We start from the raw sequence: 22,641 nt of genomic DNA, 5'->3' as shown, positions 1-22,641 counted from the left end.
TTCCCCGTATAGGAAGAACGGCCGTAATTGCTGGTCAGGGTGAGATCGTCCTCGAGGAGGCGGGTATGGTTGATCTCGATGTTCCAGTCCGTGTCCTTGTTGCGCCCCTTCCAGCCGACATTGTAGGTGTTGCGCCCTGACTTGCGGCTGTAGTGCTGCTGCGGCTCCATGATGGAATCGGTGCGCTTGACGTAGCGGTTCAGATCCTCTGTGTAGCGCTCCAGACGGAAATTGAACGTATTGTTTTTATTCGCCTCATAGCTGCCGATCAGGCCTACATTCGTCGCGTCGCCGTAGTAGCGCAGGCTGTTGTCCTCGAAATCCGTGACGTAGGTGGACATGCCTGTCTTCACGCGGGCCTCGTCGGCATAGACGGGCATGATGTCGCGTTTGCTCCCGTAGACGCCGAGCTGGATTTTGCCCACGGCGCCCGAGTCCGCGCGCAGGAACACATTGCGGTAGGGGAACAGCTCGTCCTTTTTCGCCGTGCGTCCCTCCGCATTGAACTGAACTGCGGGCTGCTTGCCCGCCTTCTTCGTGATGATGTTGACGACGCCGCCGATCGCATCCGAGCCGTACTTTGCGCTCGCCGCGCCCTGTATGATCTCGATGCGCTCGACGTTCTCCGTGCCGAGGCGCATGACCTCGTCCGCTGCACCGTAATACTTTGCAAAATCTCCCATGACGGGCTGACCATCGACGAGGATGAGCGTATGGCGCGGTTCCGCACCGCGGATGGAGACGCCGACGCGGCCCATCGCGTCCACTGTACGTGAGACCCCCGTCTCGCTGAAGATGATCTCCTCAACGGACTTCGCCTGTTTCTTCTCAATGTCCTCCTTTGTGATGATGGCCTTCTGCTGGGATTCGTACTTCGCCTCTTCCTTTGCGGCATCCGCTTCCACGTGAATGTCTGCCGTTGAGACGCTTGTTTCGCCCGGCTGAGATTCCGCTGCCCATGCGGCGGCAGGCATGGAAAGCCATGCCGTGATCGCATAGGAGAGCAGGCGCAGAGAGCGCCGACTCTTTTTCCTGATCATGTGTCCTCCTTCTACAATAAACAGACGATGCTCCGATCCTCAGGTTCGGAGCGCTGTTTCACATACCGGCCTGCATCTCCCGCAGGCTGCGCAAGCAAATTCAATCATCTGTGAGATAACTTAAATGAAAACGATAATCGAGTTAGATTCGCGCAGGAGTATTATAAAGGCGAATGGGATTCATTACAAGTATTTTACATATTATTTTTTGAATTTTCTTTTCTAATAAAAAAGCATGAATGGACGTTCATATCAAAAGCAAACACCCCGTTCAATTCAGAACGGGGTGTTTCTCATATATGAGATTTATGAAAGCTTAATTATATTTTCCTTTGGCTCTGCATTGGATCACTCTGTGAGGGCTTTTATTATCTTGCCCTCCGGCGTCTCGGCGAGAAGGATCATGAGGCGGGCGTAGAGGGCCTCGATGGGGAGGAGGCCGCCGGAGAGGGCGCCGAGCTCTGCTGCGCGGACGCCGACCTCGTAGTGCGTGATGTCTGCGCCGTCATAGATGCACTGCGTTGTGAGAACGATGGTGCAGGCATGCGTCTTTGCACGGTCGAGTGTTGGGAGGAAGCTCTCCTCAGCATTGTCACCGGGGACGCTACCGAGCCCGTAGCCTTCGAGGATGATGCCGCGATAACCCGACGCGATGTGTGCGTCGATCGTGACGGGCTTCATGCCGGGATAGAGGCGTATGACGGCAACGCGTGTGTCGAGAGCATCGCGCAGACGAAATGGGCCTGCGGGTGCGGACGGCGCTTCGAGGTCAATGTCGGGACGCCCGATGCTGCGAAAGGCATCGTCGGCGAGGGAATACATCTTCTTCGCGGCATTGCCGTGGATGAGGCGGCCGCCGAACGCGATGCAGACACCCGCGAAGGAGCTGCATGCAGTGCGGCAGGCGAGGCGCAGGTTTCTCTTGGCATCGGAATCGGGCATGCCGAGCGGACGCTGCGCGCCGGTGATGACAACGGGGCGGTCGATGTGCTCGAGCATGTAGTAGAGCGCGGCAGAGGTATATGCCATCGTGTCTGTGCCGTGTGTGACGATGAAGCCATCGTATGATGTGCGGCACTCTGCAATTTTGCGCGCGATCATCTGCCAATGAGACGGGGCAATGTTGGTCGAGTCGAGGGCGAGGAGGTCGATGACCTCGACCGCGGCGTCCTCAGCGCCGATGGCTGCGCGCATATCCGCAGCCGCGAGCGCAGGACGCAGACCGTGCGGGGTCTCGCGTGAGGCAATGGTGCCGCCGGTGGCGAGGAGGAGGATTTTCTTCACGAGGGACGTCCTTTCTTCTCGTTTTTGCGCGCCTTGTAGTCGATCCATATGTGATGAAAGGTCATGAGCGGATGATGGAGGAGCATCCGCGGCCCGCTGTACCGCATGACGGCGCGGATCTGCTCGCGCATATCGGCGGAGTAGCAGTGGACGGGGCATACGGAGCAAAAGGATTTTACATGCATGCGCGGGCACCGGACAACGCGCTCGCGGGCGTAGGCGAGGAGGCGGCGGCAGTCCGGGCAGAGGGCCGCTGCCTCCTGCGGGGCGCGTGTGCGGGCTGCATGCTTTTTGCCGCGGCAGTAGATGGCGATCATCTTCTCCATTACATCAGCTTCGAGGGCGCGTTTTTTTTCGGTGTCCATGGGATTCCTTTCGTCGATGCATTTATGGGTGCTGTTTGCGCTCCTCCTGTGCGCGGCGGAACTTCTCGAGGAGATCCATCTTGTGCTCCATCCTGTGCACAAATGCGCGTGCGGCGGCGCGGTCCTCCTCGTTCGGATGGTTGGCAGCGCGCTCCCAGCGTTCGCGTGCCTCGGGGCTGTTGTGCGTATCGTCGGACGCGGCCTTCCTGCGGCGTTCGATGAGTGCGGGAGCGAGTCGCCCCTGCGCAGAGAATGTGCCGAGGATCTCGCAGCCCGCACCGAGGAGGTAGGCGCTGCGTGCGAATGAGGTGACGGCATGCTCGGAGCCGACGTCTGCGCCGTGTGTCTGGAAGAGTACGACGCGCGCATTTGTAACGCGCGGCAAGTATGCTTTCATGAGATCGTCGGGACCGCCGCGGCGCAGCCAGCAGCCGAGCGCGACGACGTCGTAGCCGGAGAGATCAGCCGGGCCTTCCTGCACGCGGAAGAGGTCGGCGCCCGCCGTCTCCGCGATCTCTTCGGCGATGGCTCTGGTGTTGCCGGTGACAGATGAATAGATGACGATCCATTTTCTCATAGGCCGAATCTCCTTTGGTTGATATCGTTTGCTGCACCCATTACAACATATTTTCGTGCCGTATGCAAGCAGCCGCCATGAGAATGAATATGGGGACAGGAGCACAGTGCCTGAAAACTTGTTTTTCCGAAGAGACCTGGTATTATTTACAGAATAGTTATATGTGCAATGAATAATATTGATGCCATTTATTTTGCAAGAAGTATTGAAAAGTGAATCCGATTCAAGTATTATGTTGGTGTCAATATGGAGATTTTATGGCAGAACAGGAGGATACGATGCTGCAGAGCAAGAGTTGGGACGGTTTTGAGGGGGGCGTTTGGCAGGAAGAGGTCAACGTCCGTGATTTTATTCAGCGCAACTATACGCCGTATGACGGAGACGAGACGTTCCTCGCGCCGCCGACGGACGCGACCAATCGCCTGTGGGCGCGGGTGCAGGAACTGCAGAAGGAGGAGCGTGCCAAGGGCGGCGTGCTGGATATGGAGACGGAGATTGTCTCCGATCTGACGGCGTACGGCCCGGGCTACATCGATCCTGCGATGAAGGATCTCGAGAAGGTGGTCGGCCTGCAGACGGACAAGCCGCTCAAGCAGGCATTCATGCCCTACGGCGGCATTCGCATGGCAGAGGAGGCGCTCGAGAACTACGGCTACAAGGTGAGTCCGAAGCTGCATGAGATCTTTACGAAGTATCATAAGACTCACAATGCGGCGGTGTTCGATGCGTATACGGACGAGATCCGCGCGGCGCGGCGCAGCCACATCATCACGGGCTTGCCGGATACCTACGGGCGCGGGCGGATCGTGGGCGACTACCGCCGCGTGGCGCTCTACGGCATCGATCATTTGATCGCGTTCAAGAAGGAAGACCTCCTGAATTACGGCGACGGCGTGATGACGGACGATGTCATCCAGCTGCGCGAGGAGCTCTCAGAGCAGATCCGCGCGCTTGAGGGCATGAAGGCGATGGCAGAAATCTACGGCTACGATATCTCCGCGCCCGCACGAGATGCGCGCGAGGCGGTGCAGTGGCTGTATTTCGGCTATCTTGCGGCGATCAAGACGCAGAACGGCGCGGCGATGAGCGTCGGACGCATCTCGACCTTCCTCGATATCTACATCCAGCGCGATCTCGAACGCGGCATACTCTCTGAGTCGGAGGCGCAGGAGCTGATCGACCACATCGTGCTGAAATTCCGCATGGTGAAATTCGCGCGCATTACGTCCTACAATGAGCTGTTCTCGGGCGATCCGATCTGGGCGACGCTCGAGATGGCGGGCATCGGCATGGACGGCCGCCACATGGTGACGAAGAACGACTTCCGCTTCCTCCACACGCTGGAGAACATGGGACCGTCTCCCGAGCCGAACCTCACGGTGCTCTATTCTTCGCGCCTGCCGGAGACGTTCAAGGACTATGCGGCGCGCATCTCGATCCGCACGAGCTCGATCCAGTACGAGAACGACGATGTGATGAAGCCCGAGTGGGGCGACGACTACTCGATCTGCTGCTGCGTGTCGGCAACGCAGACGGGCAAGGAGATGCAGTTCTTCGGTGCGCGTGCGAATCTGGCAAAGTGCCTGCTCTATGCGATCAACGGCGGCATGGACGAAAAGAGCGGGCTGCAGGTCGGTCCTGCCTACCGTCCGATCCGTACAGAGTATCTCGAGTACGACAATGTCATCATCAAATACGAGCGCATGATGGACTGGCTCGCGCATGTCTATGTCAGCGCCCTGAACATCATCCAGTACATGCACGACCGCTACTACTACGAGGCGGCGGAGATGGCGCTCATCGATACGGACGTGCGGCGGACCTTTGCAACAGGCATCGCGGGCTTCTCACATGTGGTCGACTCGCTGTCCGCGATCAAATATGCGAAGGTAAAGCCGATCTACAACGACCGCATTGTTGTGGACTACGAGATCGAGGGCGACTTCCCGCGCTACGGCAACGACGATGACCGCGCGGATGAAATCGCGAAGTGGGTGCTCAAGACCTTCCTCTCGAAGATCAAGGCGCGCCACACCTATCGCAACGCAGAGCCGACGACCTCGATTCTCACGATCACATCGAATGTTGTCTACGGCAAATACACGGGCGCAATGCCGGACGGCCGCCCTGCGTGGGTGCCGCTCGCACCGGGTGCAAATCCCAGCTACGGCGCGGAGTGCTGCGGCCTGCTCGCCTCGCTGAACTCGGTGGCAAAGCTGCCGTACCACTGGGCGCTCGACGGCATCTCGAATACGCAGAGCATGAATCCCTCGGCGCTCGGGCACAATGAAGATGAGCGCGTGAAGAATCTCGTGAGCGCGATGGACGGCTATTTCGATCAGGGGGCGCACCATCTGAACGTGAACGTGTTCGGCCGCGAGGTGCTCGAGCACATCATGGAGCATCCCGAGGATCCCGCGTATGCGAACTTTACCATCCGCGTCTCGGGCTACGCCGTTAAGTTCATCAGCCTGACGCGCGAGCAGCAGGAGGATGTGATCTCACGTACCTTCCATGAGCGCATGTGAGAACCTCATCAAAGGGCGCATCAGTGCGACGGAGAGCTTCGGCTCGGTCGACGGGCCGGGCATCCGCTTCATCGTCTTTATGCAGGGATGCCGCTATCGCTGCCAGTACTGCCACAATCCCGAGACATGGACAGCAGAGGGCGGCTATGAGGCGTCGCCGGAGGAGATCTTTCAGCAGGCGATGCGTTACCGTCCCTACTGGAAAAAGACGGGCGGCATCACCGTCAGCGGCGGAGAGCCGCTGCTGCAGCTGGAGTTCGTAACAGAGCTCTTTCGCCTTGCGAAGGAAAAGGGCGTGACCACAGCCATCGACACGGCGGGCGAGCCGTTTACGCATGAGGAACCGTTCCTCAGTGCATTTGAGCAGCTGCTGCCGCTCACGGATCTGTTTCTGCTCGATATCAAGCACATCGATCCCGTGAAGCACATCGCTCTCGTCGGCGCATCGAATGTGAACACGCTCACGCTCGCTGCGTTTCTCTCAGAGCGCGGTGTGCGGATGTGGATTCGCCATGTGCTGGTGCCGGGCGTAACGACAGACGAGGCGGACCTTCGGCGGCTGTCGGAGTTCATCGCCCTTCTCAAGACGGTGGACCGCGTAGAGGTCCTGCCGTATCACGCGATGGCGCTCCATAAATACGAGGAGCTGCACCTGCCGTACCGGCTGGGTGAGACGCCCGCGCCGACGGCAGCGGAGATTGCACGCGCGGAGGAGATCCTGCGCGTGAAGGATTATATGGGCTATTTACATCACTGAAAAAGCGGCTGCTGCACGAAGCTTTCCAACTTCGTACAGCAGCCGCTTTCTTTGATGCCGAATGTATCGCGGCAAGCGTCCCGTTCCCGGCGGCACGCTATTTTTTACACAGCTTTATCACGACATCCTCAATCAGCTCATCGCCCGCCTGTCCCGTCTTGAGCAGATAGTCCGCATCGGCGAGGGCAAGGACGGCATCCGCGAGCGTTTTTTCGGAGAACGCCTTGGCGTGACCGCTGAGTTTCTCTGCGATGAAAGGGTGCATCCCCATGACCTTGCCGAGGCCTTTGGGCGGGGTGCCGTTCATCAGGAGACGCTTTGCCTGCCAGAGCTGGCGGACATGGCGTGTGAGGAGAACGAGGAGGACGGTAAAGTGCACGCCGTCCGCGCGGCAGCGCGCGAGCAGATCAAGCGCACGCCGTATATCGCGCGCACTCACCGCATCCGTCAGGGCAAAGACCGAGACCTCGGGCATCTCGGAGAACGCCGCGCGCAGATCATCCTCCGAGAACTGGGAATTGTCCGTATAGAGCGCAAGCTTTTCCAGCTGGCGGTCAAGGAATGCGAGCGAGATGGTCTGCATCATGCTGACGATGTTCAGGAAGAATGCGCGTGCCCGCGGATGCATCGAGCGGCCCATCTCGCGCAGCCGTCCGTTCAGCCAGCCCTCTACGTTCCACGGACGCAGCGGCGCGCTCTCAAGGACGCGCCCGTGCTTCTCGACGGTTTGGTAAAGTTTTCGCCGTTTGTCCGGTTTTGCGCCGAGCGTGAAGACGGCATAGGTCGTCGGAGGGAGGTCGGCGAGCAGTGCGGCGAGCCGGTCCGTGACGGTATCCTTGGACACCGGGGCATCATCGTCCTCCTCTTTTTTCTTTCCTGCGCGGAAGACGGCGGCATCGCGGACGAGGACGACCATCTTGTCCGTGAAGAAGGGGGCTGTCTCGAGTGTCTCCATCAGCGTGTCGAGGGGCGGCATCTCCTCATAGCGGATGAGCGCATCCGCCCGCTCCTCGGGCACGGGAAGGAGACGGCGCAGAATCGCTTCCTCCGCGCGTTCGGTATAGTACGGCTCCTCGCCCGCGAGGAGAAAGACGTGCGGCAGATCGCCGTGCGCGAGCGACGCCATAAAGTCCGCGTAATTCATCGGCGGTAACGCGCCATCTCGGCGGCCACCGTGGTCTCTTCCGTGTGCCCGGAGCAGAGGACGGTATCCGGCGGCAGGGTAAAGACCTCGCGTGCAATGCTCTCCCAAAGCGCATGTGTATCGCCGCCCGGGAAATCCGTGCGCCCGACGCTCGCACAGAAGATTGTATCGCCGACGAATGCAGCGTGATCCCGCGCCGCATAAAAGATGCAGGAATCCGTCGTATGCCCCGGGGAGTAACGCACTTCGAGCGACATTTCGGGATTTGCCGCGAGCGTGATGATTTCCCGATCTGCGAACGTCTTTACATCCGAGAGGGTGACGGGGCCGCTGCCCCACGCGGAGAGATTCCAGTTCGGATCGGCGTAGTAGCGCGGGCTATCCTCGGCTGCATAGACGGGGCAGGGGATGCGGCGCAGGAAGTCGCTGACGCCGCCGATGTGGTCGAAGTGGCAGTGCGTGAGCAGGAGACGCTCGATCGTCCAGCCCTTTTCCTCTGCATGCGCGGCGAGGCGGTCGCCCTCGGCGCCGGCATCAATGAGAAAACCGTGCTTCGTCTCATCGTCAATATAAAAGAAGGAGTTCGTCGGGATCATGTCGCCGACGGTCATGCACTCAATCATCCGTATTCTCCTTTGTCCATTCATAGGCACGGCGCGGGTCGCCGCTCGCGAGGTAAATAATGCCGCAGTAGGCGAAGCCGTTCTCCAAAAAAGCGTTTTGCATCGGGATATTGTCTGCGTGGGTATCCGCGCGCAGGTGATCGTACCGCATGCGTGCGAAGTCCAACAGGGTGCGGAACACGCTGCGCACGGTGCCGTCGCCGGCCGCGCGGTGGATCGTGGCGTAGGGGGAGGTGTCGCGCCATGCGCCGCCCTCAATGTATGCGTAGGTCGGGTCGTCGCCTGGGATGAGGGCAAAGACGGCATAGAGATGCCCGCGCTCATTTTCCAGCACCCAGCTCACATGATCTGCGATGTCCCTGCGCACGATCTCCTCCGACGGATAGCCGCCCGACCACTGCATCAGATTGCCCGAGGCGCGCATAAAGGCGCGCGCCGCTGCGTAGATGCGCAGGATCTCTGCAACGTCGCGCTCCTCTGCCTGTCGTATCATACGTGAACTGCCTCCCCCTTTCTGCCTATTTTACACGATTGCGTGCAATTTTGAAAGAAGCGTTTGCGGCATCGACCAAATAATGCTATACTAAATCACGTTTTTTAGAAAACTCTGATCAACGGATGCGTAAGGCCTGTGCAGCCGGATTGATCCGTGTTTCCTTCAGGGAGGAGGGACGGCGATGAGTACATGGCTGATCTATGCACTGCTCTCGGCACTTTGTGCGGCATTCGTCTCCATCTTCGGCAAGATCGGGCTCACAGGCCTTGACAGCAGCGCAGCGACGGCGGTGCGCGCCGCGATCATGGCGGTGTTCCTCGTGGGCGTCGTAATCGCAGAGGGACACGTCTCCGATCTGCCGCAGGTGCTTTCGGATAAGAAAGCGCTGCTCTTTGTCGCGCTGAGCGGGATTGCGGGGGCTCTCTCGTGGCTGTTTTACTTCATGGCACTCAAGGAAGGAGCGGTCTCGCAGGTCGCTCCGATCGACAAGCTGAGCGTCGTCTTTGCCGTTGTCATCGCCGTCCTCGTCTTCGGTGAGCAGATTAGTTTTATGCACGCCGCCGCGATTGCAATGATCGCGGCAGGCGGGGTGATTCTGGCAATATTTCCGTAAAGGAGAATACATGGATACGTTGATTCATCCGGAAAACACATGGGTGCTCATGTCCGTCATGATGGCGGCGGTCGCTGCGTCGATCTATTTGGAGCAGCGGTATGCATGGGCTTCGCGCCTCTCAGGGGCCGTCATCGCTCTCCTCATTGCCCTCGCACTCGTCAACACGGGCATTATCCCCGCACATGCCGTCCTCTATGACGACATTGTCTGGGGATACGTTGTGCCGCTCGCTATTCCTCTGCTCCTGCTCCAGACGAATATCCGCAGGATTTGGCGCGAGACGGGCCGCCTGCTTGCCATCTTCCTCATCGGCTCCGTCGGGACGGTCGCGGGCGCGGTCATCGGCTGCGTTCTGCTGCGCACCTCCATCGACGGGCTGCCGCAGGTGGCAGCGATGATGACGGGCTCCTACATCGGCGGCGGCGTCAATTTTACCGCACTTGCCGATGCGTTCAAAGTCAGCGGCACACTGGTCTCCTCGACGATTGTCGCAGACAACCTCAATATGGCGCTCTACTTCCTGATTCTTCTCGGCATTGCGGGCAATTCGTTTTTTCGCAGGTTCTACCCGCATCCGCTCATCGATGAGGTTGAGCAAAGCGGCGTCTCAGAGGAGGGGAAAACCCTCGCGGCCTCCTACTGGGGGCGCAAGGACGTGTCGCTGCGGGACATTGCCATGTGCGTAACGTATGCCGTCGTTGTTGTGACGATCTCAAAGTTCCTCGGGGCGACGCTCAGCGCGCTCGTTCCGCCGGACGGCAGCTGGCTGTCAAAGATGGGCGGAACCTTTCTCGGCAGCCAGTACGTCTGGATTACGCTTATCTCCATGATTTTTGCCAGCGTTTTTGAGAAACAGGCGAATTCGATGAATGGGGCACAGGAGATCGGCACGTTCTTTATCTACATGTTCTTCTTCGTCATCGGCGTCCCCGCGTCCATCATGGAGATCCTGACGAATGCCCCCATGCTCTTCGTCTTCTGCTTCATCATGGTTGTTGTCAATATGCTCTTCTGTCTGATCGGCGGAAAACTGCTGAATTTCTCTCTCGAGGATATCCTCGTTGCATCGAACGCGAACATCGGCGGACCTACGACGGCGGCGGGACTTGCAATCTCGCAGGGATGGACCAAGCTCGTCGGACCCGCAATGCTCGTCGGTACCTTCGGCTATGCGATCGGCACTTATATCGGCATCATTGTCGGCAGTATACTCGGCGCATGACGCACAATAAAACAGCCCCCGTACTTGTGAAGTACGGGGGCTTTGTGCTATTCGTCTGCGTATAAAAGTGCCAGGGTTCCGGTGGCGCGGGTCGCGGCGAGGTCAATGACACGCTGATTGCGCGAGCCGCGAAAGTGCAGCGTGAGATCGCGCAGCTCCTCGCGGTAGTCGCCGTCAACGAGCACGTCGAGCTCATCGAGCAGTGCATCCACATCGGGGTCTCCCTGCGCGCGCAGCTCCTCGAGCGTAAAGCCGGAATAACTCCAGACATCGAGACCGCGTTCATGAGCCGCGCGTGCCAGCGGGAGCAGAGCGGCCGGCTGCAGAAAGGGCTCACCGCCGCTGAGGGTGAGCCCTGTGAGAAGTGGATTGGCGTCGAGTTCGGCGATAATCTCGCCGACCGTGGTCATCCGTCCGCCGACGAGCGGCTGTGTGTCCGGGTTATGGCAACCCGGACAGCGCCGCGGACACCCCTGGGTGAATACGGTCAGCCGGATGCCCTCGCCGTCCACGATGGAGTCGCGCGCGATTCCGGAGATGTGAATCTCAGTGGAGTCCGTGCTTGACACGCTCATGCTCTTCGGCCTGCTTCGCATTATTCCAGCGGTCCGTGGTGCCGACGAGATAGCCTGTGATGCGGCGGACGCGCTCGAATTTCGGCTGGCGCATCTCATAGCCGAGGGTGACGCGTCCGTCGTCCGTTCCCGTGATGGAGAGACGGTCGAGCTTCTCATGGGTCTGACCCTCGATGTAGGCGATGTAGTTTTCAACCTCATGCTGGGTGATGTCCGAGAGGCCGTTTACCGTGACGTTGATATCGTTGACGATCATGCTGCATTCTCCTTTTCCGCGCGGCGTGCCGGCGGCTGTTTATTCTTGGCGGCGGATCGCCGCTACGTGATGGATTATACAACATGTAGTGTGTACTCGTCAATAGGAAATCTATATATAGTTGTTTGTACACAAAGTTATCCACAGGAAATTTTCGTACATTGTGGCGATTTTTGATGAAAATACCGATAAAAAAAGGATTTGCAGACCCCGCTTCAGAGGTGAAGTTATCCACAGTTTCCCTAGGGAGAACATGTGCATTCTGTGGATAAATGATACAGATGAAGTCTATTCTTCTGCGTTATGAACGATGCTCTTGCGCATGTTCTTCGGGAGCGGGGTTCTCCTGCTCCTGGATGATCGAGCGGATCGGGTAGGGAATATCGATGCCTTCCGTGCGGTAGCGTTCAGTGAGCGCTTTGATGAATTCATGCTTGATGACGCCCTGATGATCGAACCTGCTGGACGGCAGAACGACGTTGAAGTCGATGGAGGAGTCCCCAAAATTTGTAAAGCGCACGGCGGGGTCCGCATACGGATTGTTGTCTACGCGTGCGAGCACTTCTTTTGCCGTCTCGACGGTGACGCGCTCGACCTGAGCGAGATCGCTGTCGTAGGAGACGCCGACGGGGACGCTGATGTTGATGCTGCGCGTGGGCAGGCTGAAATTCGTGATGTTTGCACCTGCGATGGTCTTGTTCGGGATGACGATGGTGTTGCTTGCGCCGACGGGGATGATGGTGGTGAAACGCCACGTGATGTCCGTGACGCGCCCTTCTTCTCCTGTGCCGAGTTGGATGTAGTCGCCGAGGCGCAGCTGTTTTGAAAGAATGAGATGGAGACCCGCAAAGATGTTCGCGAGTGTCTCCTGCAGAGCGAGGGCAACCGCCATGCCGCCGACGCCCGCTGCGGTCAGAATCGGTGTGATGGAGATGCCGTAGTACTGGAGGATGACGAGGATGCCGATCGCGTAGATGATGCCGATGAGGATGCTGTTGAGCAGAGTCGTCTTGGGGAGGTTCTTGTCGGAGCGCTCGAAGTACATCGTGACGACGCCGTCAATCGTGCGCGCAATCACGCGCGTGATGGAGAAGATGCTGCACGTGAAGAGGAGATAGGACAGCAGTTTCGTGAGTGTCGGGGAGATCTCCACGGCGTCGATTGCCCAGTAGAGGCCGATGATGAAGCTGAAGAAGATGGGGACGCCGTGCATGGAGCGGATAAAGACATATTTCCACGTACTCTCGTCTACGTCGACGCGGCGGTTGATGTAGCGGCGGATGAGCCGGTCGGCAACGATGCCGACGGTGAGCGCGGCGAGAAGGATGCAGGCGGGGACGAGCAGCAGGTCCACAACGGTATGGAAGTCTATGGTATATGAGAAGATGGTCAAGGGAAGCTCCTTTCAAAACGCGCCTTTAATGAGGCTGTGCAGCGATAAATTCCTCACCGGCCGCAATGAGGGTCATGGCGCCGGCGGGACTTTTGATGATGCATCTGAATGCCGGTGCGTCCGGCTCTGCCGGACCGTGGTAATGGCGCGGCGGGTCGATGATGGAGACGGCGTGCCCCTCTGCGCGCATCCGCGAGGAGAAATGCCCGTTGATGACGTTGAAGAGTTCACCGACAGCGTCGACGGCGAGCTCGTCCATGCCCTCCAGCGAGACGCCGCTGTAACCGCTCGCGAGCGCATAGAACGCATCCAGAGACGCGGCAAGCGCTACGATCAGGGGGGCACCGTCCGCATCTAGCCGCTGCGATATGGTGATGTAGGTCGGCTCCTGCGCGCGGGTATCATCGACCTCGGCCGATGCACGCGCATAGTCGGCGAGTCCTGAGAGGAATGTGTCGATGTAGGCCGTATGCAAGGCGTTCATTGTCTCTCCACCTGCTGCTGCATTTTGGCGAGTGCCGCAGAGATCTCGTGATCGGCATACGGCTTTTGGATGAACATCAGCGCTCCACTTGCGTTGGCAAAGGCAATATTTTCATCGGACGCGGCCGTTGAGAGCATGACAACGGGGAGATTCGGGTGTGTCTCGCGCAGACGGCGCAGCACCTCGCAGCCGTCGAGTTTCGGCAGGATAATGTCGAGAAATACGGCGTCGGGCGATTGCTTTTGAATGCGTGCGAGCGCTTCTTCTCCGTCGCGGGCCTCGATCACCGTGTGCCCGCGGTCAAACAGCTCTGCCTTGAGCTTGATGCGCACGAGGCGCGAGTCGTCGACAATCAGTATCTTCATTGTAAATCTCCTTCATGGGGCAGCGCCGCTGCGCCGAATGCCAGCGGAAGCAGTTCCTCCGGCGTCAATACGCGCAGATCGCCTGCCGTGTTGGCAAGGATGATGCGCTCCATTGGGAATTCCATGAGCATTTGGCGGCACATGCCGCAGGGGGCGCATGCCTCCGGACTGTCCGCGATGACGGCAAGCGCCTCAAACGCGCGCTCGCCGCTTGTGACAGCGGCTGCAATCGCCGCGCGCTCGGCACAGATGCCGACGGGATAGGCGGCGTTCTCGACGTTGACGCCGCCGTAGATCCTGCCGCTGCGCCCGAGAAGAGCAGCACCGACGGCAAAGCCCGAGTAGGGCGCATAGGCGCGGCTGCGGAACTCTGCCGCGCGTGCAACGAGTTCTCTATCGGTCATGCCAGCCCTCCGCATCTGCATATCCATAGATGAGCTTCACAGGCGCGGGCTCTTCTGTGCCGCAGGCGATCGCGCCGAGGAAGCGCGCTTCACCCGCATCCAGCCGCGCTTCGTCTGCAGCGTAAAGCTCAGCGAGCGGTTCACCGGCTGTAACGCGTGCGCCGTATTTTTTATGGAGATAAATGCCTGCCGCGTGATCGATGGGCGCATCTTTTTCCGTGCGGCCCGCACCGAGGAGGACGGCAGCGCGGCCGACCGTCTCGGCGTCGAGCATGGTCAGATAGCCACCTTCTTTTGCGCATACCGTGCGGCGGACGCGTGCCTGCGGGAAGTTTGCCGGATCATGGAGGACGGAGATGTCGCCGCCCTGCGCCTCGGTCATGCGGACGAGTGCCTCGAATGCCGCGCCGCTTCGGATCGCCTCTTTGGCGCGCATACGGCAGGCGTCGAACGTGCCCAGTCCCGCGAGCTGCAGCATGCCTGCTGCGAGTGCGAGCGAGATCGTGCACAGATCATCGGGGCCTGCACCGCGCAGCACACTGACCGCCTCCGCGACTTCGAGGCTGTTGCCGACGGCGCAGCCAAGCGGCTGCTCCATATTCGTGAGGAGCGCCGCCGTAGGAAAGTCCGCGCTCTTTCCGATGGCGACCATGGTCTCGGCGAGTGTGCGCGCCTCTTCGATCGTCTTCATGAACGCGCCGCGGCCGACCTTTACATCGAGGAGTACGGCGTCCGCGCCTGAGGCGAGCTTTTTGCTCATGATGGAGGAAGCGATCAGCGGGATGCTGTCGACGGTCGCTGTCACGTCACGCAAGGCGTAGAGCAGCTTGTCCGCGCGCGCAAGTGTGCCCGCCTGCGCGATGAGGGAAAGACCACAGTCCTTTACGACGCTGATAAATTCCTCCTGCGGGAGGTTCGTGCGGAAACCGGGGATGGATTCGAGCTTGTCTACGGTGCCGCCCGTATGTCCGAGGCCGCGCCCCGACATCTTCGGCGCACTGCAGCCGCATGCGGCGACGATGGGGCTGACGATGAGAGTGGTCTTGTCACCGACGCCGCCCGTCGAATGTTTGTCGATCTTGTGCCCCGGAATCGCCGAGAGATCGATGTGATCGCCGGACGCCGCCATGATCTCGGTGAGGGATGTCGTCTCTGCGGCGGTCATGCCGCGAAAGTAAATCGCCATGAGGAGCGCCGATACCTGATAGTCAGGGATCGTGCCGGCGACATAGCCGCCGATCCAGTAGGCGATCTCATCGCGCGACAGTGCCTCGCCGCGCTTTTTTTTCGTGATCAGATCGTACATGTTCATAGGAATGCTCCTGTGGTTTCCCTTGCGAACTCCACGCAAACGCCTCGTTACGCAAGTGATCGTGCGCTTGTACGATTAAATACCGACGGATTTCTTAAACGCGCTGCGCTTAAACGAAAGAAATCCGTCGGGGCGTACCGCGCAAGCGGTCAACGTCATCCAATCGCACTTCGCTAACGCTCGTGTTCTTGGGACGTTTTCGCATGCGACCTGTTTCCCAATCAGCTTCGTCCTTCGGACTTGCTTCTTGGGCAGGTCAGTATTTACTCACTTGCTCCACTAGGGTTTGCTAAGGCGTTCCGCACGGTTGAGATGGTATCTCAAAAATTACTGCTTCAGAATGCGCGGCAGGAAACTCTCGCCCTTTGCCGTAAGCGGCGCATCGAAGATGTCCGCGATCGTTGCGCCGATCATGGCAAAGGTGGGGTAGGTGCCGAGGTTGACGGGCGCAATGCGCTCTCCATAGACGAGGAGCGGGACGTACTCGCGCGTGTGGTCGGTGCCCTCTGCTCCCGGATCGCAGCCGTGATCCGCCGTAATCATGAGTACGTCGTCTGCCTTCATTGCCGGGAGGAAACTTGCAAGCCAGTCATCGAACTCCTGCATTGCGCGTGCATAGCCCGGAACGTCGCGGCGGTGGCCGTAGATCATATCGCCGTCGACGAGATTGACGAAGGCCAGCCCCGTGAAGTCCTCTGCGAGGAGCGCGGTCGTCTTCCGCATGCCGTCGGTATTTGTCTCATTGACGCCGAGTGAGCGCGTGAGTCCGCGTCCGCCGAAGATATCGGAGATCTTGCCGACGCCGATCACGTCGCGGCCGATGCGGCTGAGCGCGTCGAGCACGGTGTCGCCTGTCGGGTCGAGGGAGAAATCATGGCGGCGCGGCGTGCGCGTATAGTTTGGGAACGTGCCGACGAAGGGGCGCGCGATGATGCGCCCGACGCCGTGCGCACCCTGCATGATCGCGCGCGCTTTGCGGCAGTAATCGTAGAGTCGTTCCACGGGGACGTGCTCCTCGTGTGCGGCGATCTGCAGCACGCTGTCGGCAGAGGTGTAGACGATGAGCGCGCCGGTTTCCTCGTGCTCTCTGCCGTAGTCCCGGATGACCTCCGTCCCGGAGTACGGTTTGTTGCAGAGAATTTTGCGCCCGAACGCCGTTTCGAGCTGTGCGATGATCGCGGGCGGGAAGCCGTCGGGATAGGTCGGCATCGGATCGCTGCGCACGATGCCCGCCATCTCCCAGTGCCCGATGGTCGTGTCCTTGCCGCGTGAGAGCTCGCGCATACGTGCATGCGCGCCGATGGGAGCGCTGCTCGGCGTTCCTGTCCCTACGCCGTCGATGTTGTAGATGCCGAGCCGCGTCAGATTTGCCGCGGGGAAAATACCGCTCTCCGTCACCGAGCGCAGCGTGCTGCACGTCGCCGCATCGCCGAACTCCGCCGCGTCAGGTGCCGCGCCGCAGCCGAAGCTGTCGAGTACGATGAGGAAGACCCTCTTGATGCCTGTGTTTTGCATGACCGTCACATTCCTTCCAATTCGAGGCCTGCACGTTTTCGTGCAGCATATTCGCGATCGAGGATGCCGAGGACGACGAGGTTCTCGTAAACGCCGCGGTGCAGAATCGTCTCGCGGATCAGTGCCTCGCGCACCATGCCCTCGCTCTCATAGAGATGCAGGGCGCGCGCGTTGTAGTCCTTGCAGTCGAGCCACGCACGGTGCGCGCCCATATCGTCAAACGCCCATGCCTTGAGGAGCTTCATCGCTTCGTGTCCATAGCCGAGGCCCTTCTTTGCGATGACGACGTGTGTCCACTCCTGCTCTTTGGAGGCGAGGAGGAGACCGGCGATGTGGAGATACCCGATGCTCCCGCCGCTGCGTTTCTCGACGATGATGTCCATCGCAGCCTTGGACTGTGCGACGATCGTCTCATGGTCTGCACGCGAAAACGGGACGATATAGTCGCTGTTGTCCTTTGCCTCCTGCAGGGCGCAGATGTAGTCGATGTCCGCGGCTTCTGCACGCCGCAGGCGCAGCCGCGGACCTTCCTTCAAAATCTCTGCCATAAAAATCCCCTTCGCAAACGAAAATATTTCCTTTATTTTACATTGAACGGACATGCAAATGCAAATCTTTCTGCATCGCGCGGAGATTTCTATCTATAATTAATTATGGATTGACGATAACAGACGAACATCATATAATGAAGAAACTGAGAAAGAAATCGAACGGAATCGGGGGAAGGGAATGGGAGAGCAGAAGAAGCCGTCGGTGCGCGATGTGCTGTGGCGCAAAAAACGCGCGCGCGATCGGGTGCTCGACGCTGTGGGGAAGCTGTGCGACGAGGCGTGGGCGATTTTTGAAAAGATCGCCGCGGATCGCTCCGCGCATTCAAGGGATGCTGTTACCGCACGCGAAATGAGTCTGCGCCTGCGTTCTCTTGCCTATCTTATCGAAGGAGAGCATTATATCGACCGCATTGCCTTTGAGCTGCAGACGAAAGAGGTCTATTTGACGGCGAATGAGGTCGCCGGGGCATATGTTTCCGAGATTGTCATTGCCTATCTCGATGCCATCCTTCTTTATGGAAGACAGTGCCGATGGGACAGCAAGGAGCTGCAGGAGGAGTATCACACGTCGCTGGAGAAATCTCTCGAGGAAATACGGCAGGCACTCATTCCCAAAGAGGAGCAGCAGGCAGATGACAGGGCAGATGATTAAGATACAGGAGGATTTCCGTACATGTTCGGCATGTCAATGGATATAGGAATTGATTTAGGAACCGCAAATGTGCTTGTCTACGTCAAGGGGAAGGGGGTTGTCCTAAGAGAACCCTCGGTGGTTGCGATGAACCGCGACACGAACCAGGTGCTCGCAATCGGCGAGGAGGCGCGGCAGATGATCGGGCGTACGCCCGGCAACATCGTTGCGATCCGTCCGCTGCGCGGCGGCGTCATCGCAGACTATGACATTACGGAGAGCATGCTGCGCTTTTTCATCGAGAAGGTGGTCGGACGCAGCATCGTCTTTCGACCGCGCATCATGATCTGCATCCCCTCAGGCGTGACGATGGTAGAGCAGCGCGCCGTTCAGGAGGCCGCGGAACAGGCGGGCGCACGGCATATCCAGCTCATTGAGGAGCCGCTTGCGGCGGCGATGGGCGCAGGGCTTGACATCGTAGAGGCGCAGGGCTCGATGGTCGTCGATATCGGCGGCGGTACGACGGACGTCGCCATCATCAGCCTCGGCGGCGTCGTGACGAGCGAGAGCATCCGTGTCGCGGGCGATGCCTTTGACGAGGACATCATCTCCTATGTCAAGCGGGAGTTTAACCTGCTCATCGGAGAGCGCACATCGGAGGACATCAAACTGCGTGTCGGTGCGGCGTATACGTCGGCGCGGCGCGAGCAGATGGAGATTCGCGGGCGCGATCTGCTCTCGGGGCTCCCGAAGCCGGTCACGATCTCTACGGCGCAGGCATCGGCTGCGATCGAACCCTCGGTCATGCGCATTATTGACTGTGTGAAGAAGGTGCTCGAGGAGACGCCGCCCGAGCTCGCGGCGGACATCATGGACCGCGGCATCGTCTTGACGGGGGGCGGTGCGCTTCTCTACGGGATGGCGGAGCTCATTCAGAGGGAGACGGGAACGCCGACGGTCGTTGCGGACGAGCCCATGTCCTGCGTTGCGCTCGGCTGCGGCAAGGCGCTCGACGTCTTTGACAAATTCGACGGAAAGGCGACGAATACCACCTTCGGAAGAAAAAAATAATAAGAAGGAAAAACGCATCTTACAGCGAAATTAATACGAGTGAAGATATGTTTCGGGAAAAAGAGGGATAAGCTATGTGGAGAGGACTCTATATCGCAGCGTCGGGCATGATCACTGAGACCAAGCACACGGACATGATCGCAAACAATCTTGCCAACGCGGCGACGACAGGCTATAAGCGCGACGATATGGCGATCCGCGAGTTCGAGCCGATGCTGCTTCGGCGCATCAACGACTACTCTGCGGATGCGGATGTGACCAGCTTCAAGGGCTTCCGCGTCGACGGGCTCGGCGCACCGCGCGTCGGGCGCCTCGGCCTCGGCTCCGCCGTGGATGAGATCGCAACGGACCATATTCAGGGTGCGCTGCAGACGACGGGCAACACCTATGACTTCGGCATTTCGGGCGAGGGATATTTTGTCGTCAACACCCCGCAGGGACCGCGCTACACGCGCGACGGCACGTGGAAGCTCGACAGCGACCGCCGCATGGTCACGACGGACGGGTATCTCCTTGCCGACGGCATCACGATCGGTGAGAATGCGCCGTCGGATTCCATTACGATCTCCGGCGACGGGCGCGTCTCTTACCGTGAGGCAGGGCAGACCCAGCAGCAGGAGGCGGGACAGATCACGCTCGCGCGCTTCGTGAACCCGGCGGGATTGACCGCGATCGGCAAGAACCTCTTCGTCGTCTCTGACGCATCGGGCGAGGCGATCGAGTCGAACCCGGGTGTTGACGGCGCCGGTACGCTCACGCAGGGGACGCTCGAGATGAGCAACGTGCAGATCGTTGAGGAAATGGTCAATATGATCGTCTCTCAGCGCGCCTACGAGTCCAACTCGAAGGCTATCACGACATCCGACTCGATGCTCGAGATCGCGAATACGCTCAAGCGTTGATCCTTCAAAGAAGCATTTTCACAGCCATTCTATGCTTATGGAGTGGCTTATTCGCTTTTCTGCCTGCGGGAGAGATCTCCGCTGCGGCCTATCATACGGCGCAGGGAACACGTTTTCCAACGGTGATCTCTTCCGTACAGCTTTCTGCGCTTGCCGAGCAGAAGATCGAGGAAACGCTCTCCGATCTCGGCGAGACGCGCCGGCACGAGCTGCGTCTGCAGCGTGCCGCGTCGACCATGCATCTTCCGGCGGGCGAGGTGACTGCCGTTGTGGAGTTCCCGCGCGGGATGCCCTACGGCAGAGATTTCCCTGCCGTGTTCGCCGTCTATGTGGACGGCGTCCTCCATCAGCGCGCGACGAGCTACTATCGGCTGACGGTGTATGACCGCGTGCTCGTCGCGATGACGGATATCCGCGCAGAGACGGAGATCTCTCCCGCGAATGCGCGCGTGGAGGAGCGCGCGGTGGACACCGTGCCTGAGCTGACGCTGACGGATTTTACGCGGCTTGAAGGGCGTGTCGCCGGGCGCTATATTCGCCGGGATACAGTCATCACGCCGCCCATGCTCGCCATGCCGCTCGTTGTGCGTGCGGGGAATGCCGTGGAGCTGGTCCACAATGCGAACGGCATCCTCGTTCGGGCGGAGGGCGTGGCGATCGAGAGCGGCCGCATCGGCTATACGATCCGCGTGCGCAATGCACGCTCCGGCAAGATCATGCGCGGCAGGATCATCGACGCGCAGACGGTGCAGATCATTGGATGAGAGCTTTCATTTCCGTAAGTTTCCATAAGGAGTTCGATATGAGTAAAAGAAAATGGCTTGCAGGCCTGCTCGCCGCTGTCCTTTGCACAGCGCATCTGGCGCCCGCTGTCTCGGCGGAATCCCTGTGGAAAAATCCGAATGGTTATCCGACGAAGAATGTATTTGCCGATCACCGCGCGACGAGCGTCGGGGATATCGTCACGATCATCATCAGTGAGAATACGACGACCACGGCATCGCGAAACAATTCAAATGAGAAGAGCGGCTCGGTTAACATCGGCGCCGGCATCGGTATCTTTGATTTCCTTAAAGCGGCCTCGGCAAGTGGTTCGGATAAATTTACGGCGAAGGGATCCGCCTCCTCGACGAATCGTGCGATCGGCAATGTTACGGTTACCGTGACAGAGATCACGCCGGGTGGGAACTTCATCCTCGAGGGGACGCAGTCCATCTGGCAGAACCGCAACGAGCACAAGATCACGTTCCGCGGCATGTGCCGCCCTGAGGATATCTCAAGCTCAAATACGATTCTCTCGACGCGCGTGGCGGATGCAACTGTCCGATTCGACGGGAAGGGACCACTGAACGCCAAGCAGCGTCAGGGCATCCTCACCCAGATCTTCAATATTCTGTTCTGACGGGAGGCGCTTTTTATGAAGAAATATGCCGTCCTTCTGCTCCTCCTTGCGCTCGCGCTCTCCGCACTGCCGGGGACTGCGTCGGCGGATTCTGCGGTGACGCGGATCAAGGACATCTCCAAGGTGCAGGGCGTGCGCTCCAACCAGGTCATGGGCTACGGCCTTGTTGTCGGCCTTGACGGGACGGGCGATGGGTCGAGCTCGGGCGAGACGATCCAGTCCATTGCGAATATGCTGATCAATTACGGCGTGAACGTCAATACGGGATCGCTCAAACTCAAGAATGTTGCGGCGGTCATGGTGACAGCAACGCTCCAGCCGTTCGTGCGCGAGGGCGACAGCCTCGATGTGACGGTCTCCTCCATCGGCGACGCGAAGAGTCTGCGCGGCGGCACGCTGCTTCAGACCCCGCTGCGTGCCGGCAACGGCGAAGTCTACGTCGTCGCACAGGGCGCGGTCTCTACGGGCGGATTTACGGCGGGACGCGGCGGCACGAGCACGACGAAGGCGTTTCCAACCGTCGGCATCGCTGTGAACGCGGGTATTGTCGAGCGCTCGGTGGAAGACGACATCGGAGCGGACGGGCACATCGCACTCTCCCTCTCACGCTCGGACTTTACGACGGCGACGCGTGTAGCGGGGGCAATCAATTCGCAGTACGGGAACATCGCACAGGCGACGAATCCCGGGCGTGTGGATGTAGCGATCCCCGCCTATTACCGCGGCAACGTGGTCGGGTTTGTCGCCTCGATTGAGGATTTGCCGGTGCGTCCCGACAATATTGCGCGCGTTGTTGTGAATGAGCGCACGGGGACGATCATCATGGGCGGCGACATCTCGGTGGACGCCGTTGCCATCACGCAGGGCGGACTCACGATCCGCATTCAGGCGAATACGGACGTCTCGCAGCCCGGGCCGTTCAGCTACGGAAATACCGTGGTGACAGAGGATCCCGACGTTGCGGCGACAGATGCGAAGGGCAGCACGATCGTCCTGCCGGCGACGACGAATGTCAGCGACATTGTCGGCGCACTCAACACGGTGGGCGCATCGCCGCGCGATACAATTTCGATTTTGCAGGCGATGAAGGCGGCAGGGGCCCTGCACGCCGAACTCGACATTGTGTGA

At 59.5% G+C, this 22,641-nt stretch carries 26 protein-coding genes; 10 read left to right on the top strand and 16 right to left on the bottom strand.

The features are described from left to right. The 4 genes from HMPREF7545_RS10390 to HMPREF7545_RS06150 all read right to left on the bottom strand — a co-directional run. A partial coding sequence (locus HMPREF7545_RS10390) for a TonB-dependent receptor plug domain-containing protein (protein ID WP_006694837.1) occupies positions 1-1,040 on the bottom strand: 1,040 nt, incomplete at its 3' end. Between the two features lie 348 nt (positions 1,041-1,388). Beyond that, on the bottom strand, positions 1,389-2,324 hold the full coding sequence (locus HMPREF7545_RS06160) for an asparaginase (RefSeq protein WP_006694836.1): 936 nt from the start codon (positions 2,322-2,324) through the stop codon (positions 1,389-1,391). Further along, entirely contained in the window at positions 2,321-2,689 is a 369-nt protein-coding gene (locus HMPREF7545_RS06155) for a nitrous oxide-stimulated promoter family protein (protein WP_006694835.1), read from the bottom strand. Before HMPREF7545_RS06155 ends, HMPREF7545_RS06160 begins: the two co-directional genes overlap by 4 nt. Positions 2,690-2,711: 22 nt before the next feature. Next, a complete protein-coding gene (locus tag HMPREF7545_RS06150; RefSeq protein ID WP_006694834.1) occupies positions 2,712-3,266 on the bottom strand; it encodes a flavodoxin family protein in 555 nt (184 codons plus the stop codon). Positions 3,267-3,544: 278 nt separating this feature from the next. On the opposite strand from HMPREF7545_RS06150, the gene pflB reads away from it, so the two are divergent. Together pflB and pflA are read left to right on the top strand one after the other, a co-directional pair. Next, positions 3,545-5,794 (top strand): formate C-acetyltransferase, encoded by a 2,250-nt coding sequence (gene pflB / locus HMPREF7545_RS06145; protein ID WP_040571273.1) that lies wholly within the window; start codon positions 3,545-3,547, stop codon positions 5,792-5,794. Next, a complete protein-coding gene (gene pflA / locus HMPREF7545_RS06140) occupies positions 5,781-6,551 on the top strand; it encodes a pyruvate formate-lyase-activating protein (RefSeq protein WP_006694832.1) in 771 nt (256 codons plus the stop codon). The genes pflB and pflA overlap by 14 nt, the downstream gene beginning before the upstream one ends. Positions 6,552-6,648: 97 nt before the next feature. On the opposite strand, the gene holA is transcribed toward pflA, so the two are convergent. Genes holA through HMPREF7545_RS06125 form a run of 3 tightly spaced genes read right to left on the bottom strand, consistent with a single transcriptional unit; the run spans position 6,649 to position 8,811 of the window. Continuing rightward, on the bottom strand, positions 6,649-7,695 hold the full coding sequence (gene holA / locus HMPREF7545_RS06135; protein ID WP_006694831.1) for a DNA polymerase III subunit delta: 1,047 nt from the start codon (positions 7,693-7,695) through the stop codon (positions 6,649-6,651). Further along, complete coding sequence (locus tag HMPREF7545_RS06130) at positions 7,692-8,318, bottom strand: MBL fold metallo-hydrolase (protein ID WP_006694830.1); 627 nt, start codon at positions 8,316-8,318, stop codon at positions 7,692-7,694. The genes holA and HMPREF7545_RS06130 overlap by 4 nt, the downstream gene beginning before the upstream one ends. After that, the gene (locus tag HMPREF7545_RS06125; protein WP_006694829.1) at positions 8,311-8,811 is read right to left on the bottom strand and encodes a GNAT family N-acetyltransferase; all 501 of its coding nucleotides are present in this window, start codon (positions 8,809-8,811) and stop codon (positions 8,311-8,313) included. Before HMPREF7545_RS06125 ends, HMPREF7545_RS06130 begins: the two co-directional genes overlap by 8 nt. A gap of 184 nt (positions 8,812-8,995) precedes the next feature. On the opposite strand from HMPREF7545_RS06125, the gene HMPREF7545_RS06120 reads away from it, so the two are divergent. Beyond that, positions 8,996-9,427, top strand: coding sequence for an EamA family transporter (locus tag HMPREF7545_RS06120; RefSeq protein WP_006694828.1), 432 nt, complete (start codon positions 8,996-8,998; stop codon positions 9,425-9,427). A 10-nt stretch (positions 9,428-9,437) separates the two neighbouring features. Next, the gene (locus tag HMPREF7545_RS06115) at positions 9,438-10,652 is read left to right on the top strand and encodes a DUF819 family protein (RefSeq protein ID WP_006694827.1); all 1,215 of its coding nucleotides are present in this window, start codon (positions 9,438-9,440) and stop codon (positions 10,650-10,652) included. 47 nt (positions 10,653-10,699) lie between these two features. On the opposite strand, the gene nrdG is transcribed toward HMPREF7545_RS06115, so the two are convergent. The 9 genes from nrdG to HMPREF7545_RS06070 all read right to left on the bottom strand — a co-directional run bounded on the left by nrdG (position 10,700) and on the right by HMPREF7545_RS06070 (position 17,504). Then, positions 10,700-11,227, bottom strand: a complete 528-nt coding sequence (gene nrdG / locus HMPREF7545_RS06110) for an anaerobic ribonucleoside-triphosphate reductase activating protein (protein WP_006694826.1) — start codon at positions 11,225-11,227, stop codon at positions 10,700-10,702. Next, positions 11,199-11,483 carry an anaerobic ribonucleoside-triphosphate reductase gene (gene nrdD / locus HMPREF7545_RS06105; protein WP_006694825.1) on the bottom strand — a complete coding sequence of 95 codons (285 nt, stop codon included), beginning with the start codon at positions 11,481-11,483 and terminating at the stop codon, positions 11,199-11,201. The genes nrdG and nrdD overlap by 29 nt, the downstream gene beginning before the upstream one ends. A gap of 301 nt (positions 11,484-11,784) precedes the next feature. After that, positions 11,785-12,876, bottom strand: a complete 1,092-nt coding sequence (locus HMPREF7545_RS06100; protein WP_006694824.1) for a mechanosensitive ion channel family protein — start codon at positions 12,874-12,876, stop codon at positions 11,785-11,787. A gap of 25 nt (positions 12,877-12,901) precedes the next feature. After that, positions 12,902-13,360: a hypothetical protein gene (locus tag HMPREF7545_RS06095; RefSeq protein ID WP_006694823.1), complete on the bottom strand. Its 459-nt coding sequence runs from the start codon at positions 13,358-13,360 to the stop codon at positions 12,902-12,904. Then, positions 13,357-13,725 (bottom strand): response regulator, encoded by a 369-nt coding sequence (locus tag HMPREF7545_RS06090; protein WP_006694822.1) that lies wholly within the window; start codon positions 13,723-13,725, stop codon positions 13,357-13,359. The genes HMPREF7545_RS06095 and HMPREF7545_RS06090 overlap by 4 nt, the downstream gene beginning before the upstream one ends. Beyond that, entirely contained in the window at positions 13,722-14,129 is a 408-nt protein-coding gene (gene cdd / locus HMPREF7545_RS06085) for a cytidine deaminase (RefSeq protein ID WP_040571244.1), read from the bottom strand. Before cdd ends, HMPREF7545_RS06090 begins: the two co-directional genes overlap by 4 nt. Then, entirely contained in the window at positions 14,119-15,441 is a 1,323-nt protein-coding gene (locus HMPREF7545_RS06080) for a thymidine phosphorylase (RefSeq protein WP_006694820.1), read from the bottom strand. The genes cdd and HMPREF7545_RS06080 overlap by 11 nt, the downstream gene beginning before the upstream one ends. A 327-nt stretch (positions 15,442-15,768) precedes the next feature. Further along, a complete protein-coding gene (locus tag HMPREF7545_RS06075) occupies positions 15,769-16,956 on the bottom strand; it encodes a phosphopentomutase (RefSeq protein WP_006694819.1) in 1,188 nt (395 codons plus the stop codon). Between the two features lie 5 nt (positions 16,957-16,961). After that, positions 16,962-17,504, bottom strand: a complete 543-nt coding sequence (locus HMPREF7545_RS06070) for a GNAT family N-acetyltransferase (RefSeq protein WP_040571243.1) — start codon at positions 17,502-17,504, stop codon at positions 16,962-16,964. Positions 17,505-17,685: 181 nt separating this feature from the next. Between HMPREF7545_RS06070 and HMPREF7545_RS06065 the strand changes: the two genes are divergently transcribed. The 6 genes from HMPREF7545_RS06065 to HMPREF7545_RS06040 all read left to right on the top strand — a co-directional run bounded on the left by HMPREF7545_RS06065 (position 17,686) and on the right by HMPREF7545_RS06040 (position 22,641). Beyond that, entirely contained in the window at positions 17,686-18,159 is a 474-nt protein-coding gene (locus HMPREF7545_RS06065) for a hypothetical protein (protein WP_006694817.1), read from the top strand. A 21-nt stretch (positions 18,160-18,180) separates the two neighbouring features. Further along, a complete protein-coding gene (gene mreB, locus HMPREF7545_RS06060) occupies positions 18,181-19,209 on the top strand; it encodes a rod shape-determining protein (protein WP_006694816.1) in 1,029 nt (342 codons plus the stop codon). A 74-nt stretch (positions 19,210-19,283) separates the two neighbouring features. Then, complete coding sequence (gene flgG, locus HMPREF7545_RS06055) at positions 19,284-20,111, top strand: flagellar basal-body rod protein FlgG (RefSeq protein WP_006694815.1); 828 nt, start codon at positions 19,284-19,286, stop codon at positions 20,109-20,111. Continuing rightward, positions 20,108-20,875 (top strand): flagellar basal body P-ring formation chaperone FlgA, encoded by a 768-nt coding sequence (gene flgA / locus HMPREF7545_RS06050; RefSeq protein WP_006694814.1) that lies wholly within the window; start codon positions 20,108-20,110, stop codon positions 20,873-20,875. Before flgG ends, flgA begins: the two co-directional genes overlap by 4 nt. A gap of 38 nt (positions 20,876-20,913) precedes the next feature. After that, entirely contained in the window at positions 20,914-21,513 is a 600-nt protein-coding gene (locus HMPREF7545_RS06045; RefSeq protein WP_006695901.1) for a flagellar basal body L-ring protein FlgH, read from the top strand. A gap of 15 nt (positions 21,514-21,528) precedes the next feature. Continuing rightward, the gene (locus tag HMPREF7545_RS06040; protein WP_006694812.1) at positions 21,529-22,641 is read left to right on the top strand and encodes a flagellar basal body P-ring protein FlgI; all 1,113 of its coding nucleotides are present in this window, start codon (positions 21,529-21,531) and stop codon (positions 22,639-22,641) included.

The organism is Centipeda noxia ATCC 43541, assembly GCF_000160555.1.
Taxonomy (GTDB): domain Bacteria; phylum Bacillota; class Negativicutes; order Selenomonadales; family Selenomonadaceae; genus Centipeda; species Centipeda noxia.
The sequence above is the reverse complement of the archived record's forward strand: the minus strand, read 5'-3'. Positions and strand labels throughout refer to the sequence as shown.

Bases quoted from the DNA above. Each gene is read 5' to 3' on its own strand.
- HMPREF7545_RS06155 (WP_006694835.1), bottom strand. From the start codon at position 2,689: ATGGACACCGAAAAAAAACGCGCCCTCGAAGCTGATGTAATGGAGAAG.
- HMPREF7545_RS06150 (WP_006694834.1), bottom strand. From the start codon at position 3,266: ATGAGAAAATGGATCGTCATCTATTCATCTGTCACCGGCAACACCAGA.
- pflB (WP_040571273.1), top strand. From the start codon at position 3,545: ATGCTGCAGAGCAAGAGTTGGGACGGTTTTGAGGGGGGCGTTTGGCAG.
- pflA (WP_006694832.1), top strand. From the start codon at position 5,781: ATGAGCGCATGTGAGAACCTCATCAAAGGGCGCATCAGTGCGACGGAG.
- holA (WP_006694831.1), bottom strand. From the start codon at position 7,695: ATGAATTACGCGGACTTTATGGCGTCGCTCGCGCACGGCGATCTGCCG.
- HMPREF7545_RS06130 (WP_006694830.1), bottom strand. From the start codon at position 8,318: ATGATTGAGTGCATGACCGTCGGCGACATGATCCCGACGAACTCCTTC.
- HMPREF7545_RS06125 (WP_006694829.1), bottom strand. From the start codon at position 8,811: ATGATACGACAGGCAGAGGAGCGCGACGTTGCAGAGATCCTGCGCATC.
- HMPREF7545_RS06120 (WP_006694828.1), top strand. From the start codon at position 8,996: ATGAGTACATGGCTGATCTATGCACTGCTCTCGGCACTTTGTGCGGCA.
- HMPREF7545_RS06115 (WP_006694827.1), top strand. From the start codon at position 9,438: ATGGATACGTTGATTCATCCGGAAAACACATGGGTGCTCATGTCCGTC.
- nrdG (WP_006694826.1), bottom strand. From the start codon at position 11,227: ATGAGCGTGTCAAGCACGGACTCCACTGAGATTCACATCTCCGGAATC.
- nrdD (WP_006694825.1), bottom strand. From the start codon at position 11,483: ATGATCGTCAACGATATCAACGTCACGGTAAACGGCCTCTCGGACATC.
- HMPREF7545_RS06095 (WP_006694823.1), bottom strand. From the start codon at position 13,360: ATGAACGCCTTGCATACGGCCTACATCGACACATTCCTCTCAGGACTC.
- HMPREF7545_RS06090 (WP_006694822.1), bottom strand. From the start codon at position 13,725: ATGAAGATACTGATTGTCGACGACTCGCGCCTCGTGCGCATCAAGCTC.
- cdd (WP_040571244.1), bottom strand. From the start codon at position 14,129: ATGACCGATAGAGAACTCGTTGCACGCGCGGCAGAGTTCCGCAGCCGC.
- HMPREF7545_RS06080 (WP_006694820.1), bottom strand. From the start codon at position 15,441: ATGAACATGTACGATCTGATCACGAAAAAAAAGCGCGGCGAGGCACTG.
- HMPREF7545_RS06075 (WP_006694819.1), bottom strand. From the start codon at position 16,956: ATGCAAAACACAGGCATCAAGAGGGTCTTCCTCATCGTACTCGACAGC.
- HMPREF7545_RS06070 (WP_040571243.1), bottom strand. From the start codon at position 17,504: ATGGCAGAGATTTTGAAGGAAGGTCCGCGGCTGCGCCTGCGGCGTGCA.
- HMPREF7545_RS06065 (WP_006694817.1), top strand. From the start codon at position 17,686: ATGGGAGAGCAGAAGAAGCCGTCGGTGCGCGATGTGCTGTGGCGCAAA.
- mreB (WP_006694816.1), top strand. From the start codon at position 18,181: ATGTTCGGCATGTCAATGGATATAGGAATTGATTTAGGAACCGCAAAT.
- flgG (WP_006694815.1), top strand. From the start codon at position 19,284: ATGTGGAGAGGACTCTATATCGCAGCGTCGGGCATGATCACTGAGACC.
- HMPREF7545_RS06045 (WP_006695901.1), top strand. From the start codon at position 20,914: ATGAGTAAAAGAAAATGGCTTGCAGGCCTGCTCGCCGCTGTCCTTTGC.
- HMPREF7545_RS06040 (WP_006694812.1), top strand. From the start codon at position 21,529: ATGAAGAAATATGCCGTCCTTCTGCTCCTCCTTGCGCTCGCGCTCTCC.